Origin of the sequence: Trinickia symbiotica (assembly GCF_002934455.1) — a bacterium.
GTDB lineage: Bacteria > Pseudomonadota > Gammaproteobacteria > Burkholderiales > Burkholderiaceae > Trinickia > Trinickia symbiotica.
In genome coordinates this window covers 160,273-176,935 of the sequence record NZ_PTIR01000009.1, presented here as the reverse complement: position 1 = coordinate 176,935, position 16,663 = coordinate 160,273, and the positions used below count along the sequence as shown (strand labels likewise).

General features: G+C 63.1%; 12 protein-coding genes. 4 read left to right on the top strand and 8 right to left on the bottom strand.

Annotated features, from left to right (window positions below; translation table 11 throughout):
* Window positions 1-215 precede the first annotated feature (215 nt).
* From B0G57_RS15170 to B0G57_RS15155, 4 genes are all read left to right on the top strand, one after another.
* Entirely contained in the window at window positions 216-3,404 is a 3,189-nt protein-coding gene (locus B0G57_RS15170) for an efflux RND transporter permease subunit (protein WP_018441146.1), read from the top strand.
* Window positions 3,405-3,444: 40 nt separating this feature from the next.
* A complete protein-coding gene (locus tag B0G57_RS15165) occupies window positions 3,445-4,665 on the top strand; it encodes an efflux RND transporter periplasmic adaptor subunit (protein WP_026229756.1) in 1,221 nt (406 codons plus the stop codon).
* Entirely contained in the window at window positions 4,665-6,173 is a 1,509-nt protein-coding gene (locus B0G57_RS15160; RefSeq protein WP_018441148.1) for an efflux transporter outer membrane subunit, read from the top strand. The genes B0G57_RS15165 and B0G57_RS15160 overlap by 1 nt, the downstream gene beginning before the upstream one ends.
* A 226-nt stretch (window positions 6,174-6,399) precedes the next feature.
* Window positions 6,400-6,765 (top strand): YXWGXW repeat-containing protein, encoded by a 366-nt coding sequence (locus tag B0G57_RS15155; protein ID WP_018441149.1) that lies wholly within the window; start codon window positions 6,400-6,402, stop codon window positions 6,763-6,765.
* Window positions 6,766-6,790: 25 nt separating this feature from the next.
* Here B0G57_RS15155 and B0G57_RS15150 read toward each other — a convergent pair whose 3' ends face one another.
* The 8 genes from B0G57_RS15150 to B0G57_RS15115 all read right to left on the bottom strand — a co-directional run bounded on the left by B0G57_RS15150 (window position 6,791) and on the right by B0G57_RS15115 (window position 16,381).
* Window positions 6,791-7,792 carry a LysR substrate-binding domain-containing protein gene (locus B0G57_RS15150; RefSeq protein ID WP_018441150.1) on the bottom strand — a complete coding sequence of 334 codons (1,002 nt, stop codon included), beginning with the start codon at window positions 7,790-7,792 and terminating at the stop codon, window positions 6,791-6,793.
* A 196-nt stretch (window positions 7,793-7,988) separates the two neighbouring features.
* Window positions 7,989-9,482 carry an aldehyde dehydrogenase gene (locus B0G57_RS15145; RefSeq protein ID WP_018441151.1) on the bottom strand — a complete coding sequence of 498 codons (1,494 nt, stop codon included), beginning with the start codon at window positions 9,480-9,482 and terminating at the stop codon, window positions 7,989-7,991.
* Window positions 9,483-9,499: 17 nt separating this feature from the next.
* The gene (locus tag B0G57_RS15140; RefSeq protein ID WP_018441152.1) at window positions 9,500-10,825 is read right to left on the bottom strand and encodes an NAD(P)/FAD-dependent oxidoreductase; all 1,326 of its coding nucleotides are present in this window, start codon (window positions 10,823-10,825) and stop codon (window positions 9,500-9,502) included.
* A gap of 11 nt (window positions 10,826-10,836) precedes the next feature.
* On the bottom strand, window positions 10,837-11,724 hold the full coding sequence (locus tag B0G57_RS15135; protein ID WP_018441153.1) for a dihydrodipicolinate synthase family protein: 888 nt from the start codon (window positions 11,722-11,724) through the stop codon (window positions 10,837-10,839).
* 77 nt (window positions 11,725-11,801) lie between these two features.
* Window positions 11,802-13,097 carry a serine hydroxymethyltransferase gene (gene glyA / locus B0G57_RS15130; RefSeq protein WP_018441154.1) on the bottom strand — a complete coding sequence of 432 codons (1,296 nt, stop codon included), beginning with the start codon at window positions 13,095-13,097 and terminating at the stop codon, window positions 11,802-11,804.
* Between the two features lie 48 nt (window positions 13,098-13,145).
* Window positions 13,146-14,027 carry a glycine betaine ABC transporter substrate-binding protein gene (locus B0G57_RS15125; protein ID WP_018441155.1) on the bottom strand — a complete coding sequence of 294 codons (882 nt, stop codon included), beginning with the start codon at window positions 14,025-14,027 and terminating at the stop codon, window positions 13,146-13,148.
* 183 nt (window positions 14,028-14,210) lie between these two features.
* Window positions 14,211-15,095, bottom strand: coding sequence for an ABC transporter permease (locus tag B0G57_RS15120; protein WP_018441156.1), 885 nt, complete (start codon window positions 15,093-15,095; stop codon window positions 14,211-14,213).
* Window positions 15,092-16,381 carry a quaternary amine ABC transporter ATP-binding protein gene (locus B0G57_RS15115; protein WP_018441157.1) on the bottom strand — a complete coding sequence of 430 codons (1,290 nt, stop codon included), beginning with the start codon at window positions 16,379-16,381 and terminating at the stop codon, window positions 15,092-15,094. The genes B0G57_RS15120 and B0G57_RS15115 overlap by 4 nt, the downstream gene beginning before the upstream one ends.
* Window positions 16,382-16,663 lie beyond the last annotated feature (282 nt).

Here is a 16,663-nt window from a genome sequence, read left to right as displayed (position 1 = left end):
GAACACCGCGCCCCGCCCACCGCCGCGCGAGCGCCCCCGAAGCCTATCCTGTCGAGCCGCCACGCTCGGACGACTCGCAACGTTGGAGTAGTCGTAACGATTCGTAATCGTTTCCCGCCCGACGATTCGTCATTGTGGCGGGGAGGAATTCACTTTTTTCACCGCGTTCGACTACATTCCACCTTCTCCTCTGCAACATTTCGGCGTGTTTTCGCATGTGGATCGTCAACGTTGCCCTCAAGCGGCCCTACACGTTCATCGTGATGGCCATCCTCATCGTGCTGGCGACCCCGTTCTCGTTGCTGACGACGCCGATCGATATCCTGCCGAACATCGATATCCCGGTCATCAGCATCATCTGGAATTACCAGGGCCTTTCCGCTCAGGAGATGGCCAACCGCATGACGTCGGTGAACGAGCGCAGCCTAACCACCACCGTCAACGACATCGAGCATATCGAGTCGCAGTCGTTGGCCGGCATCGCGATCATCAAGCTGTTTCTGCAACCTAACGCGAGCATCCAGACTGCGATCGCGCAAACAGTCGCGGTCGAGCAGACGCAGTTGAGGCAAATGCCGCCGGGTGCGACGCCGCCACTCATCATCAGCTATTCGGCCTCGTCGATTCCGGTGATCCAGCTCGGGCTTTCGAGCGACACGCTGTCCGAGCAGGATCTCAACGACACCGCGCTGAACTTCCTGCGCCCGCAGATCATCACGATTCCCGGGGCGCAGGTGCCGTATCCCTATGGAGGCAAGTCGCGGCTTGTTTCCGTCGATATCGATCCGCGCGCCCTGCTCGCGAAGGGGCTGACACCGCTCGACGTCGTCAACGCCGTCAATGCGCAGAACCTGATTCTCCCGACGGGCACCGCAAAAATCGGCCCTCGCGAATACACGGTCGACATGAACGGCTCGCCCGCGACGATCGCCGGGCTCAACGATCTGCCCGTGCGCACGGTCAACGGCGCGACCACGTATCTGCGCGAGGTGGCGCACGTGCGTGACGGCTACTCGCCGCAGACCAATATCGTGCGGCAGGATGGCCGGCGCGGCGTGCTGCTTTCGATTCTGAAAGCGGGCAATGCTTCCACGCTGTCGGTCGTCAACGCCGTTCACCGGTTACTGCCTGTCGCCGAGACGACGCTGCCGCGCGAGCTGACGATCAGGGCGTTGTTCGATCAATCTCTCTACGTCAAAGCGGCGATCACGGGCGTCGCCCGCGAAGCGGTGATTGCGGCCGCGCTCACGGCCGCGATGATCCTGCTCTTCCTCGGCAATTGGCGCAGCACCTGCATCATCGCGATCTCGATTCCGTTGTCGATTCTTTCTTCGCTGCTTGCACTGCACGCGCTGGGCCAAACGATCAACATCATGACGCTCGGCGGCCTCGCGCTCGCCGTCGGGATTCTCGTCGACGACGCGACCGTCACGATCGAGAACATCGAGCGGCATTTGCGCCTGGGTACGAATCTGCATGACGCGATCCTCGACGGTGCCGGCGAGATCGCCGTGCCGGCGTTCGTCTCGACGCTCTGTATCTGTATCGTGTTCGTGCCGATGTTCTTCCTGACGGGCGTGGCGCGGTATCTGTTCGTCCCGCTGGCGGAGGCCGTCGTCTTCGCGATGCTCGCGTCGTACATTCTTTCGCGCACGCTCGTGCCGACGATGGCCATGCTGCTGATGGGCCACGCACACAAGCCCAAGAGCGGCGCACGACCGAATCTGTTCATGCGATCGCATCACGCCTTCGAGGGCGCGTTCGAGCGCATGCGCGCCGCCTATATCGTCCTTCTGAGTACGTTGCTGGTGAGGCGGCGCCTGTTCGTCATATCGTTCCTCGCCTTTTGCGTGGCATCGCTCGGCCTTGCGTTCGTGCTCGGCGCCGATTTCTTCCCGAGTGTGGATGCGGGCGACATCCGGCTGCACATGCGCGCGCCGACCGGCACGCGGATCGAGGAAACGGCCCGGCTCGCCGACGATGTCGAAAAAGTGATTCGCACCGTCGTGCCGCCACGCGACCTTGGCACGACCCTCGACAACCTCGGCTTGCCTTATAGCGGCATCAACCTCTCCTATAGCAACGCAGGGACGATCGGCACGCTCGACGGCGATATCCAGATCGCGCTGAAGCCCGATCACGAGCGGACACAAACCTATATCGACAAGCTGCGCGCGGTCCTGCCGCAGCGCTTCCCAGGCGTCGAGTTTTACTTTCAGCCCGCCGACATCGTTACGCAGATTCTGAACTTCGGCTTGCCCGCGGCAATCGACGTCCAGATCGCCGGCGCCAACCAGACCGCGAACTTCGATGCCGCGAGCAAGCTGATGAAACAGGTGCGCATGATTCGCGGCACGGTCGATACGCACATTCAGCAGAAGTTCGACGAGCCGACGATTCATTTGCAAATGGACCGCACGCGGCTGCAGCAACTGAATCTGAGCGCGAACGACGTTGCGCAGAATGTGCTCATCTCGCTGGCCGGCAGCACGCAGACGTCACCCGGTTTTTGGTTCAACCCGCGAAACGGCGTGGAGTACCAGCTTTCCGTGCGGACGCCGCAATACGACGTGACGTCGGTGGACGCGTTGCTGCGCACGCCCGTCGCCGCACGCGGAGCGTCGCCCGCCGCCTCCGGCACGCCGCAACTGCTCGGCAACCTCGTTCAGGTGCAGCCCGGCAATCAATTCGCCTTGGTCACGCACTACAACATCAGGCCCGTCGTCGATTTGCTCGTGAGCGTCGAGGGCCGCGATCTCGGCAGCGTCGCGAGGCAAATCGACCAGCTCGTCGAGCAAGCGAGGGCCACGCTGCCGCGCGGGAGCCAGATCGTCGTGCGCGGCCAAGTGGAGACGATGCAGCGGTCCTACCTCGGGCTCGGCATTGGCGTCGCGATGGCGATCGTGCTCGTTTATCTGCTCATCGTCGTCAATTTCCAGTCCTGGCTCGATCCGCTCATCATCGTGAGCGCGTTGCCGGCGGCGCTCGCGGGCATCGTCTGGATGCTGTTCCTGACGGGCACGCATATGTCCGTACCCGCATTGACGGGCGCCATCATGACGATGGGGGTCGCCACGGCGAACAGTATCCTGATGGTCTCCTTCGCGCGCCAGCGACTCACGGCCGGTGCGCCGCCGCTCACCGCCGCGCTCGAGGCCGGAGCCAGCCGTATTCGTCCCGTGTTGATGACGGCCTGCGCGATGATCATCGGCATGGTGCCGATGGCGCTGGGTCTTGGCGAAGGCGCCGAGCAGAACGCGCCGCTCGGCCGCGCCGTCATCGGCGGCCTATTGTTCGCGACCGTTTCGACGCTCCTGTTCGTTCCGCTTCTCTTCGCGGGCATTCACGGCCGTCTCGCGCGGCGCCACGCCCGACAGGCCGCGGCCGAAGAGGAGGCCGATTGATCGATGAAATACGTGAAGCCCCCATCCAGGTCCAGCTGACATGACTGAAGAAACTCACGCCCCCTTGGCCATTCCGGCACGAGAAGACGGAAGCGGTCACATGCTGCCGCCGCGTGATCGCATCTGGCGGCGCGCAAAAATCGCGACCGTCGTCGTGCTGGTTCTGCTCGCCGCGGGTGCGCTGCGTACCGTCGTCGCGAACATCGTAAACGAGCGCGCCACGGCGAACGCCACCGCGCAGAATGCGAAGCAGTATGTCAACGTCGTCACGCCGAAAATCGCGGACGGTGCCGGCGACATGCTTTTGCCGGGCACGCTGCGCGGCTTTGTCGAATCGCCGATTTATGCGCGAGCGACGGGCTATTTGCTGCATTGGTATGTCGACATCGGCGCGCACGTCAAGCAAGGGCAGTTGCTCGCCGATCTCGACACGCCCGAGATCGATCAGGAACTGGCCCAGGCCATCGCGCAACGCCAACAGGCGAGCGCGAGCCTCGCATTGGCGAAGACGTCGTTCGAGCGCTGGCAGCAATTGCGGCAACGCGATGCTGTCTCGCAGCAGGAGCTCGACGACCGGCAAGGCACCTACCACCAGGATCTCGCTAATCTGGCCGCCGCGGAGGCGAACGTGAAGCGCCTCCAACAGCTCGAATCGTTCAAGCGCATCGTGGCACCGTTCGACGGTGTCGTCACACAGCGCAATGTCGATGTCGGCGATCTCATCGATGCGGGCAGCGGCAGCAGTCGTGCACTTTTCGCGCTTGCCCAATCGAAGACGCTGCGCGTGTATGTGCAGTTGCCGCAGGCCTACTCGCAAAACGTCAAAGTCGGCATGCCCGTCGCCGTCACGCAAGCCGAGTTGCCCGGCCAGTCGTTCCGCGGAACGATCACGCATATCTCGGGCGCCATCGACGTGCCGACGCGGTCGCTGCAACTCGAAGTCACGCTGCCGAATGCCGACGACAAACTGCGGCCCGGCGCTTACGTGCAAGTCGCGTTACCCCAGGCACTGCATTCGCATCTGCTCGTGCCCGACAACGCACTGTTGTTTCGCTCGGAGGGGCCGCGTCTTGCAGTCGTCGACGCCAACGGCGTCGTCCATTTGCGCGCGGTCACGATCGCACAGGATCTCGGCCAGTCGCTCGAAATCGAAAGCGGCATCGAGCCGAACGACCGGATCATCGTCAATCCGAGCGATTCGATCGCCGACGGCGATCACGTGCAGGTCATGTCGAAGACCGCGGACAAGGGGCTCTCCTGATGCGCTCGCGCCGTCTCGCTTGCGCCTGGCCCGCGGCCGCCGTTGCCGTTTTATTGTCGGCTTGCACCGTGGGGCCCGATTACAAACGCCCCGAGGTCGAAGCGCCCGCGGCCTGGCGAACTGATTCGAATTGGCAACTGGCGGTGCCCTCGCATGCCCCGCTCACGCTCGACTGGTGGAGACAGTTCGACGACGCGAAGCTCGACGCGCTCGAAAAGGAGGCGCTTGCGCAAAACCAGACGCTCGCCGCCGCGAGTGCGCACTACGAGCAGGCGAAGGCGACGCTTGCCTTCAACTCGGCGCAACGCCTGCCCGAGCTCGATCTTTCCGGCGCGCTCGCTCGCCAGAAAGTCTCGAAGGACAGGCCCAGGCTCAGCTACACGACACCGAACCAGTCCACGGTGCAAAACGAAGTCCTCGTGCAGCCGACAGTCAGTTACGACACGGACCTCTTCGGCCGCATCCGCCGCGAAGTGGAGAGCGCGAAAGCCTCGGCGCAACAAGCGGCCGACGACCTGGCCAATGCACGCCTCGTTCTGACGACAGAGCTTGCCACCGACTACTACGCCTTGCGCGAGCTCGACGCCGAGATCGACGTATTGAACCAATCGGTCCGACTGCAAGAGAGGGCGCTCGATTTCGTGAAAGCCGAGCATGAGCTCGGCTCCGTGTCCGGACTCGATCTCTATCAGCAACAGGCGCAGCTCGACGCGACACGGACGCAGGCAACGCTGCTGCTCAATCAACGCGCGCAGGACGAGCACGCGATCGCCGCGCTGATCGGTACGCCGGCGCCCGAGTTTTCGATTGCGCCCGAGATCGTCGAAACGAAGGTGCCGTCGATTTCCGTCGGCGTTCCGAGCGAACTGTTGCAGCGGCGGCCCGACATCGCTTCGGCCGAACGCGCGATGGCCGCAGCCAATGCGCAAATCGGCGTCGCGAAGGCGGCGTTCTTTCCGAGCCTCGTTCTCTCGCCGAGCATCGGTTGGGAATCGACGGCGTTCTCGAGCCTCTTTACCGCGCCGAGTCTCATGTGGACGCTCGGTGCGTCGTTAAGTCAGGTCGTCTTCGATGGCGGCCGGCGTAACGCGAATCTGAACTTCGCAAGCGAGGGGTATCGCGCGGCCGAAGCCACCTATCGACAGACGGTGCTGAACGCGTTCCAACAGGTCCAGGACGGCGTCACGGGTCTCTCGGTCCTCGATGTCGCGTCGAAGCAGGCCCATGCGGCCGTCGTCGATGCGCAAAGACTGCTGTCGCTCGCGAACGATCGCTACTCGGGCGGACTCGTCGCTTATCTCAACGTGATCGATGCGCAGCAGTCGCTGCTGACGAGCCAGCGCCAGGAGGTGCAGATCCATGGCCAACAGATGGCGTTTTCGGTCGCGCTCGTGAAAGCGCTCGGCGGAGGGTGGGATGAGAAGCTGCCCGCCGACGCCGGCATGGCTTCGAGCGGGCAGCCGGGACGCGCCGCGGACGGAACTTCGTCAGCGCAGGCTGTTCATTAGGGGCGCTTTTCCAGCATCACGACCCAAGCGATTCCGTCGTCTGCTTTACGCGGTCGGCGAGACGGCAAAACTGCTTTATGGGTGCAAAAACCTTGCGCCCGCTGCGACGGAAATCCGTGGGTAAGCCGTTTAACACCTACGGGATGCGTTTCGGGGACAATCTTCCAAAGCGCCATCGCGATGTCAGGGACGGTCAACCAATCACCAATCGAAGATGCTTGCAAATATGAAAATGCGATCCATCAATGGCGGCAAGCCCGCCAAAACGCATGCACGCCGGCAAAACCTCGTTCGTGCCGCCGCAGGCCTCGTCGGCGTCATGCTGCTATCTGCCAGTCTATCGGCGTGCGTGGTCGCCGAACCCGAACCTGCCGTGGTCCGCACGGCGCCGCCGGCGCCTCGCGTCGAAGTCGCTCCGCCGCCGCGCACGGGCTATGTCTGGGTAGCGGGACACTGGCGCTGGGAGCACGGTGCATACGTTTGGGAGCCAGGGCATTGGCAAGCCGAACGCATCGGCTACCACTGGGTGCCCGGACACTGGGCTGCACGCGGCCCCGGTTGGGTGTGGGTAGAGGGCCACTGGGCGCCGTGATTCGAGCATTCCGGCGCAGGCGCCGTCACTTCTCCGTGACGGCTTCCGCGCCGCGCCATTCGCGCATCATCGCCCCGACTTCCTCGGCGAGCCACTCGCGAAACTGCAGATACTCGGGCCGAAGCTTCGCGTTCCGGTGCGTGATCAGATAGTGATGACGGTCGTGGAAGACTAGGGCATCCTGGACGGGCCTCAGCAGGCGTCCCTGCTCCACTTGACGGTGCACGAGGTGATGCCAGCCCAGCAGGGTGCCTTCGCCCGCTTCGGCCTGAGCGACGAGCAACCGATAGTCGTTGCTCTCCAAATGCTCGTTCTCCACGAGCCGATCCGAGCCGTCGCTGGGCTGAAACCAGTTTCGCCACACGCGCCAATCGACGTGCTCGCAAACCTGCGCCCGCCCCAGCAACGAGAGGTTCAACGTGGGATGCGTGAGCAGGTCCAGCGGCTTCAACGATCTGCCATGAAAATGCCGCTCATAAAACGGCTGGCTGCAGACAGGATAGACGACGTCGTGGAATAGCGGCTCGACCTCGTATTCCGCTTCGCGCGGAGGGTTCTTCGTGATGATGACGTCGGGCTCCATGAGCTCGTCGAGCTCCATGAAATGCTCGGTCACCATCACGTGCAAGCGGATATCCGGAAACCGCTTGCGGAACGCCGGCAGCCTGAACGACAGCCACAACGCGGAGAAGGTGTGCGAGACGCAGATCGTCAACGCCTGCTTGTCCGAGCGGCGGACGGCCTCGGCCGCTTCCGCGATGTTCATGATCGAGAGATACGACGCGTTGTAGAGAATGCGTCCTGCATCGGTCAACGAAATGTGCCTGCCGGTGCGCTCGAACAACGCGACGTCGAGCGAATCCTCGAGCTCCTTGATCTGTCTGCTGATTGCCGCCTGTGTCACGCAGAGCACCTCGGCCGCCTGCGTGAAGCTCTCGTATCGCGCCGCGGTGACAAAGCACCTCAGCGCCCGCAATGACGGCATCTGGGCGAGAAGTCGGTCCGCAAACAACTGCTTCTTTTGCATGGCTATCACCTTCCAGGCGGATACCTCTGATCCGTTACGATCGCGGGCCCGTCGGCCGCTGTCGCCGCGCGGCCCGTGACGACGCCCGGCCTCGGGCCGGGCCGGCCGTAAGCGGCTCACACAAGAGTAGTGTGCTAGCTGCCCCGCCCACTGGCAAGAGAGGCACGCCTGGGGGTCTTCAGCGTTCTGCGCGCGATCAATCGAGCTTCAACCAGGTAGTCTTCAGTTCGCAGTACTGATCATGCGCGTAGACCGATTTATCGCGGCCGCCGAATCCCGATTGCTTGAAGCCGCCGAACGGCGTGGACAGATCGCCTTCGCCGAAGCAATTTACCGTGACCGTGCCGGCCCGGATTCGCGCCGCGATTTTGTGCGCATGATTGACGTTGTCCGTCCACAATGATGCAGCGAGCCCGTAGCAAGTGTCATTGGCGATCCGGACCGCATCTTCGATATCGTCGTACTCGATGAAGCAGAGGACCGGGCCGAACACCTCTTCACGCGCGATCGTCATCTCGGGCGTCACGTTGTCGAAGATGGTCGGCTCGACGAACCACCCGCCGGTTTCGCCGAGCGTGGCCTTGCCGCCGCATACGAGGCGTGCGCCCTCCGCCTTCGCCTTCTCGATGTGAGCGAGCACCTTCTCATAGTGCGGCTTCTCGATCAGCGAACCGAGCTTCACGTCCGGGTCGAGCGGATCGCCGGTCTTCCAGCCTTCCAGCACCGCCTGAACCTTCTGAAGCATCTCGGCCTTCTTGCTCGCGGGCACGAGAATGCGCGAACCCGCGCTGCAGTTTTCGCCCATGTTCCAGAATGCCGCAGCAACCGCATTCTCGGCGACCGGGTCGAGATTCGCGACGTCCGGCAAAACAATCTGCGGGTTCTTGCCGCCGCATTCCAATACGACCCGCTTGAGGTTCGTGTCGGCCGAGTAACGGAGAAATCGCTTGCCGGTTTCGGTCGAGCCCGTGAATGCCACAAGGTCGATGTCGGCGTGGAGCCCGATCGCCTGCCCCGCGCCCTCCCCAAAGCCCGTGACGACACTGAAGACCCCGGCGGGCACGCCGGCTTGGAACGCGAGATCGGCGATGCGCAGCGTCGAAAGCGACGTCTGCTCGGCCGGCTTCACAATGACGCTGTTGCCGACGGAAAGCGCCGGGCCGATCTTCCAGGCGAGCATCAACGCCGGGAAATTCCACGGCAGCACCGCACCCACGACGCCGATCGGTTCTCGCGTGATCATGCTGACCACGCTCGGGCCGGACGGCGATAGTGCGTCGTAGCGCTTGTCGGTGGCTTCCGCGTGCCAGCGGATGCATGCGGCCGACTCGGGGATATCCAGGCCGAGGCATTCCCCAATCGGCTTGCCGGCCTCGAGCGCTTCGAGCAGCGCCAGTTCGTCCGCGTTTTCCTCGATCAACTGCGCCAACCGAAGCAGCACCGATTTTCTCTGCGCGGGCGTGACCGTGGACCAGACACCGCTTTCGAAAGCATCCCTCGCCGCGACGACCGCGCGATCGACGTCTTTCGCCTCGCACTTCGCGATGTCGGCCAATACCTTGCCGGTAGACGGATTCAGCGTTCCGAACGTTTCATTCGAAGCCGCCGCGCACCGTTGCCCGGCAATGAACGCGCGCCCATCGAGCGACAGCATTTCTGCCTTCTGCTTCCATTCCTGATAAGTCGTCATTGTCTTGTCCTCGAAAATTAAAGCTCGGCGCCTGCCGTGAACTCCTTGACCCAGATCGCCGCGGACACCGCCACGTCGGCAATGGGACGCACCGGCAACGAGCGCGGGTGCGGCTGATTCAAGAGCTGATGAACGAGGTCGCTCGATTGTCCGAGCGCATATTCCGCGATGAGCTTGCCCGACGCGGACCCTCTGCTGAGGCCGAGGCCATTGCAGCCGACGGCTTCGAAAACGCCGTCGCCTCTGCGACCGAAGAGCGCGCCGTTGTTCGCGGACAGACACAAAGGTCCGCCCCACGTGTATTCGAGCTCGACGCCCTTCAGCATCGGAAACCGTCGGTCGAAGGAACGTTGATGCAGGCTCCTCGCCTTGGCGAGATCAGCCTGGGACACCTCGAGGCCCGGCCGGAACGCGAAGTGGTTGCGAACGCAAATGCGGTCGGTAATCAAGCGCCGAACGGTCGTGCCCATCGGGTCCGCCGGGATCAGCGCCCACGATGGGGTACCGCCGAGCCTCCTGACCTCGTCCGGGTTCATGACACGCGTCATGGACGCAAACGTGTAGACGGGCAGCAAGCCGTTCGGATGCCCGCCGAATCGCGCCGCATAGGCATTCGTGCAGAGAATCACGCGCTTCGCCGTGATCTTGCCGCCGGCGAAAGTCAGCACCTTCGCGTCGCCGCGGTCGTCGATCGACTTCACGGCGCTCATTTCAAACGCCTTCGCGTTGCGCGGTAAGGTCGCCGCGAGGCCGCGCATCAGCGCGGCCGGCTGAACCGTGCTGCACCCGGGCGTGAACAGCGCGCCGCAATAAAAGTCGCTCCCGGTGACGGCCTTGATCGCCGCCTCGTCGAGCCAATGGAACGGCTCACCGATACGCTCCAGCCCCTCGGCGAAGTGAGCAAGCGCCGCCTGTCCTCTCTTGTTGACCGAAGCGTGAAACTTGCCGTCGTCGCGCCAATCGCATTCAATGCCGTGCCGACGCACGACCGAGCGCACGTAGTCGATCCCGTGACGTTGCAGCCGCACGTCCGCCTTGTCCGCTTCGATGCTTCGGGAATAGCTTTCGCTGCTGATGTCGTGCGGCAGGTCGACGAAGAAACCCGAGTTCCGCCCGGCGGTGGTGCGGCCGATGCGGTCTGCTTCGACGAGCGCAACGGAGGCACCAGGCGCCAATTCAGCGAGGCGCCGGGCGGCGCAGAGCCCCGTAATGCCTCCGCCGATGACGACCCAGTCGTATTCGTATTCGGACGACACCGTCTCGGCGCACCCGGGCGGCGGGAGGCTCTCCCACCATCCGTTCACGCCATCCGGGGCGGGAAACCGCGCAAAATCCAGTTTCATGGTCGTGCAAGTTACCGAGCGTTGCCGAGCAGCGGTTCGACGAGCTTCGCGAACGCGCGGCGCTCTTCGTCGGACAGCGTGCCGAGCGGTGCGCGGGCGACCCCGACGGGCTTGCCCGCCAGTTCGCAGCCATAGCGAACGTATTGAATGAATTTCCCGCTGCGCTCGAGCAGTTCGAGCACGGGCAGCAGTTGCGCCATCAGCTTGCGGCCCAATTGGAAATCGCCCTTGTTCACGCACGCATCGAAGAGCGCCGTATGCGCTTCGGGCAGGAAGTTGGACGCGCCGCCGACCCAGCTTTTCGCGCCCCAGGCGAAGAACTCGAGCGCCTGGTCGTCCATCCCGCAGCTGAGCACGAGCCGGTCGCTAAAGTGCGTGGCGAGATGATGCAGACGGGAAACGTCCCCGGTGCTCTCTTTCATCGCGATGAAATTCGGCCGCTCCAGCAACGTTGCAAGCACGCCATCGCTGATCTCAGTGCCCGTGCGGGCCGGGAAGTTGTAAAGCATGATCGGCATGTCGAGCGCATCGTCCACCTTGAGCAGGTGGTTGAGGAGCTCTTCCTGCGTGGGCTGGGCGTAGTACGGGGCGGCCACCAGTAAGGCAGGCAGGCCGGCCCGTTTGGCTTCCTGGCCCAGACGAATCACTTCCTTCGTCGTCGTCGCGTTGATGCCCGCGGTCAAATACGTCTTGCCGCCCGCTGCCTCGGCAACCGTGTTGAACGTCTTGACGCGTTCCTCGAAACTCAACGCGTAGTATTCGCCCGTTGTGCCGCCGACCCCAAGGCCGGCTACGCGGCCAGCGAGGTCCGCCGCATGCTTGCCGAGCAGATTGTGATCGATTTCGCCATCCGCCTTGAACGGTGTCACCAGCGGGGTATGTACGCCCTCGAAGCTCATTTCGGTATCTCTCTTCAGTATCGTCAAACAAGTCATCTGACCGCGCTCACCGGCTGCGGCGTGGCGCCCGTACGTCGTCACGCGAACGCCTCAACATGCGAGTAGATGGGGAACTGGCCGCTAAGCTCGCGCACGCGGCTGCGCACCGCGCGCTCGACTTGCTCGTCTCCGCCGGGTTCGCGTTCGAGTGCCGACAGGACCTCGAGAATCATTTCGCCGATCTGCTCGAACTGAGCCGTGCCGAATCCCCGCGTCGTGCCCGCGGGCGTGCCGAGCCGGATGCCGGAGGTTACGGTCGGGTTTTCCGTATCGAACGGGATGCCGTTCTTGTTGCAGGTGATGCCGGCCCGCTCCAACGCCTTTTCGGCTTGCGTACCCGTGAGCCGCTTGGCCCGAAGGTCGACGAGCAGCAGGTGGTTGTCGGTGCCGCCCGTGACGAGGTTCAGCCCGCCGGATTGCAGGACCTTGCCGAGCGCCTCGGCGTTGTGCAGCACCTGATCGATGTAGGCCGTGAACTCGGGACGCAGCGCCTCGGCGAACGCCACCGCCTTGCCCGCGATCACATGCATGAGCGGACCGCCTTGCAAGCCGGGGAACACCGCGGAGTTGATCTTCTTGGCAATGTCCGCGTTGTTCGTGAGGATGAAGCCGCCACGCGGCCCGCGCAGCGTCTTGTGCGTAGTCGATGTCACGACGTCCGCAAACGCAACGGGGTTCGCGTGACGCCCCGCGGCGACGATGCCCGCGATATGCGCCATATCGACCATCAACAGGGCGCCGACGCTGTCCGCGATGTCGCGGAATGCGGCGAAATCGAGCGCCCGCGGATAGGCCGAGTAGCCCGCGATGATGAGGTTGGGACGATGCTCTTGCGCGAGAGCGCGGACCTGGTCGTAGTCGATGCGGTACGTTTGGGGGCTCACGCCATACTGAACCGCGTTGAACCACTTGCCCGAGAGCACCGGACGCGCGCCATGCGTGAGGTGGCCGCCGGCATCGAGCGACATGCCCATGACGGTGTCGCCCGGCTTGACGAGCGCAAGCATGACCGCACCGTTGGCCTGCGCGCCCGAATGCGGCTGTACGTTGGCGTACTCGGCCTCGAACAACGCTTTCACGCGATCGATGGCCAATGCCTCGATTCGATCGACATGTTCGCAACCGCCGTAGTAGCGCTTGCTCGGATACCCTTCCGCGTACTTGTTCGTGAGAACCGTCCCTTGCGCTTCCATCACCGCGGCGGAGACGATGTTCTCGGAAGCGATCAGTTCGATCTGGGTTTGCTGGCGGCGCAGCTCCAGCGCGATCTCCGATGCGATTACTGGATCGCGGCTCTGGAGCGTGTCAGAAAAAAAGCGCGAGTGTTCGTTCACTGGTTACTCCCGGAAGTCATCCTCAGAAGCGGGTCATGCAAAGACGGCCTACTGCTCCAGCCAGGCTTTCACCTTCTCCGGATGCGCGTCGACGAATTTCTTCGCCGCGGCCGCATAGTCGTTGGTGCTATTGCCGTCGAACTCGACCGACTCGACGTCGGCGAGCGTCAGCTTGAAGTGCTTGAAAAACACGTCGGCGCGGGGGAATTTGGTCGCGAATTGCTTCGACGCGAACGCGTGAACCTGCTCTTCCCCACCGAGGGTTCCCTTCGGATCCTTGAGATAGCGCATCTTCCACTTCTGCCAGAGCCAATGCGGGCTCCACACCGTGGCGACGACCCACTGTTTCGATTGGTTGGCACGCGAGACGGCGGCGAGCATCCCAGCCTCGCTCGACGATTGCAGGTTGTAGCCGTTCAGGTCGTAGGCCTTGATCGTCTTTTCGGAAGCCTGCATCAAGCCGGCACCGGGTCCGATGCCCTGGATCGTTCCGTCGAGCTTGGTCTTCACGTCGGGCTTTTGCAGATCGGAGATCGACGACAGTTCCGATACGGGGATATAGTCAGGCACCGCCCAGCCGTTCTTGCCGCCGGCATAGATGACGCCGACGTCGTCCATCTGGTCCTTGTACTTGGCGTAGTACGCCGCGTGCGTCACGGGCAGCCATCCCCCCACCATGATGTCGAGGTCGCCGCGCGCAACGCCCTCGTACTGAATGCCGATGTCGGCTTTAACGAAGCTCACCGGTTGGTTCAATTTCGTCTCCAGCACGTATTTCGCGACGTTTGCCGTGGCGAGCACATCCGCCCAGTCAGTGACCGCCATCTTGATCGGCTCGGCCGCCGTGGCAGGTGCGGCGCTGAGGCCGAAGGCGACGACCGCCGATACCGCGACGTTCGCCAAGATGGATTTCAACAACTTGCTTTTCATTTAGGACTCCTATTTATCTGCACCCGTTTCGACCAGGTCATGGGTGCCGCCACGTAGCGTATGCGGTTTCCCGCTCGTTCAAGGTCCCCGGCTATCAAGCCGCTCAACTTCCGCGGGCCGTCCGCCGAACCGGGTTCGGCGAAGGTCCGTCGCGTCGACGACGCCGGGTGGATCGCCGATCCGTCAAGTCTGTGCCGTCCCGTTTGCCGCGCTCTTCTCCGTCTTGGCGATGGGTCTCGCCCGCTTCTTCGACTTCACGCCGAACGTCTCCGTCAAGCGGTCCAGCACGATCGCGAGCAACACGACGCCAAGGCCGCCCTCGAAGCCGATTCCGATATCGAGGCGCTGGATGCCGCTCAGCACGTACTCGCCCAGGCCGCCCGCGCCGATCATGGAGGCGATGACCACCATCGAGAGCGACATCATGATGGTTTGATTCACGCCGGCCATGATGGACGGCATCGCGTTCGGCAACTGGATTTTCCAGAGCAGTTGTGCGTCCGTGCTGCCGAACGAGCGCCCTGCTTCCAGCAGTTCCTCGCGTACCTGGCGAATGCCGAGTGTCGTGAGACGCACGACGGGAGGCATCGCGAACACCACGGTAGCGATGACGGCCGGCACTCTGCCCAGGCCGAACAGGATGACAGCGGGGATCAAATAGACGAATGCCGGCATCGTCTGCATAAAATCGAGCAGCGAGCGCAGAACCAATTCGACGCGCTTGTTGCGCGCGCCCCAGATGCCGAGCGGCACACCGATGATCAAGCTGAAGCACGTCGCCGCGACGACGAGGGCAAGCGTCGAGACCGTCTGAGGCCAAAGGCCCATGTAGTCGATGAGCAGCAGCGCGGCGCCGACGAAAACCGCGAAGACGATGCCGCGTCGCCACACGGCAAGCGCCACTAGCGCGATGAGCATCGCGGCGAACGGGATCGCCCCGAGCCCTTGCTCGAGCAGCTTGACGACGGCCCCCAGGCCCGCTGAAAACGCGTTGAAGCCGCCCTGGAAATGATTGAACAGAAAGTTGACCGCGTTCTCGGCAAACTTTCCGACGATTGACGAGTTCATGCTCCCCTCCGCTCGATGACCTGCTTGAGAATCGTCCGGCACGACACAATGCCCGCGAGCTTGCCGGCGGCATCGACGACCGGCACGTCATGTTCCTGGCTGAGGGCAATCGAGGCGAGCTCGTGCAGGTCGGCCTCGAGCGAGACCGTCTTCAAGTCCCGGAGTAACGCTTCGCGGACGGGGAGCGCGCCGGCCTTGTGCAGTGAGGCGGGCGTCACACAGCCCTGATAGCGGCCTGATTCGTCGCATACATAGCCGCATTCCACGCCGCTATCGATAAGCTGATTGAGGTAACGCTCCGAGGAGGCGCCGACATCACATAGAATCAATCCGCGCTCGACCCGGCTCAGCAGACTTTCGGCCGTCAGAAAGCGCGAAACGTCGACATGGCGGAAAAAGTTGCGCACGTAATCGGTTGCCGGCGACTGGATGAGCTCGGCCGGCGTGCCCACCTGGATCAGACAGCCATCCTTCATGATGCCGATGCGGCCGCCGATCTTGATGGCCTCTTCGATGTCGTGCGAAATGAAGACGATGGTGCGCCGCTCTTCCTTCTGCAGCCGCAGCAGTTCGCTCTGCATTTCAAAGCGGATCAATGGGTCGAGCGCGGAAAACGCTTCGTCCATCAGAAGCACCGCGGGATTCACCGCCAATGCCCGCGCCAGGCCGACGCGCTGCTGCATGCCGCCGGACAGTTCGCCCGGCAGCAGCTTTTCGTACGAGCCTAGGCCCACCCTTGTCAGCGCGGCTTGCGCGATTTCGTAGCGCTCGGACTTCTTCATGCCGGCGACTTCGAGGCCGTATGAAATGTTGTCGAGCACCGTTCGGTTGGGCAGCAGCGCGAACGACTGGAAGACCATCGCCATCTTCTTGCGGCGCACGTCGCGCAACTCGAGCGTCGACATCGGCGCAATGTCGCGCCCTTCGAGAATGACCTGGCCGGAGGTGGGCTCGATCAGGCGGTTGAGCAGCCGGACGAGCGTCGATTTCCCGGAGCCGGAGAGGCCCATGATGACGAAAATCTCGCCCGCCTTGACATTGAGGCTGACGTCGTTGACCGCCACCATGTTGCCCGTGCGCTTGAAGATTTCATCGCGGCCGAGTCCTTGCTTGACCAGCTCGGCGGCACGCTCGGGCTTCTGGCCGAAGATTTTCGACAAGTGCCGTACGGCGAGAATATCGGTCCCGGAGACCGCGATCGATCGCGTCGGCGATGGGGCGGCGTCCGCGTTGATCGCGCCGGGCGGCAACATGTCGTCAGGCGCGAAGGTCAGATTCGGAGTCATGCTGTCATCCGTTTGGGTGTCCAAAGCATGAACTCAGCGTATCAAGCCAAATCGAGCTATCCCGCTACATTTTCTGCACCTTTTTCCATACCTCTGGTAATGCTCGGCTTTTATGTAGCGTTCGCCGAAAAAACGAGCGGAAATTCAGACTTCGCGCGAAGCCAGCACTGACAACGGTTTGCGGCCGCCGGATTGGCTGGCGAGGCATTGACGGAGGCCCGCGATAAGGGTGACGCCTTATAGGGAATGTCCTAAGGCCATTGCAACGTCCACTATTTCAAT

What these genes read in the sequence shown, in the direction of transcription:
- B0G57_RS15170 (WP_018441146.1), top strand. Translation starts at nt 216, where the DNA reads ATGTGGATCGTCAACGTTGCCCTCAAGCGGCCCTACACGTTCATCGTG.
- B0G57_RS15165 (WP_026229756.1), top strand. Translation starts at nt 3,445, where the DNA reads ATGACTGAAGAAACTCACGCCCCCTTGGCCATTCCGGCACGAGAAGAC.
- B0G57_RS15160 (WP_018441148.1), top strand. Translation starts at nt 4,665, where the DNA reads ATGCGCTCGCGCCGTCTCGCTTGCGCCTGGCCCGCGGCCGCCGTTGCC.
- B0G57_RS15155 (WP_018441149.1), top strand. Translation starts at nt 6,400, where the DNA reads ATGAAAATGCGATCCATCAATGGCGGCAAGCCCGCCAAAACGCATGCA.
- B0G57_RS15150 (WP_018441150.1), bottom strand. Translation starts at nt 7,792, where the DNA reads ATGCAAAAGAAGCAGTTGTTTGCGGACCGACTTCTCGCCCAGATGCCG.
- B0G57_RS15145 (WP_018441151.1), bottom strand. Translation starts at nt 9,482, where the DNA reads ATGACGACTTATCAGGAATGGAAGCAGAAGGCAGAAATGCTGTCGCTC.
- B0G57_RS15140 (WP_018441152.1), bottom strand. Translation starts at nt 10,825, where the DNA reads ATGAAACTGGATTTTGCGCGGTTTCCCGCCCCGGATGGCGTGAACGGA.
- B0G57_RS15135 (WP_018441153.1), bottom strand. Translation starts at nt 11,724, where the DNA reads ATGAGCTTCGAGGGCGTACATACCCCGCTGGTGACACCGTTCAAGGCG.
- B0G57_RS15125 (WP_018441155.1), bottom strand. Translation starts at nt 14,027, where the DNA reads ATGAAAAGCAAGTTGTTGAAATCCATCTTGGCGAACGTCGCGGTATCG.
- B0G57_RS15120 (WP_018441156.1), bottom strand. Translation starts at nt 15,095, where the DNA reads ATGAACTCGTCAATCGTCGGAAAGTTTGCCGAGAACGCGGTCAACTTT.
- B0G57_RS15115 (WP_018441157.1), bottom strand. Translation starts at nt 16,381, where the DNA reads ATGACTCCGAATCTGACCTTCGCGCCTGACGACATGTTGCCGCCCGGC.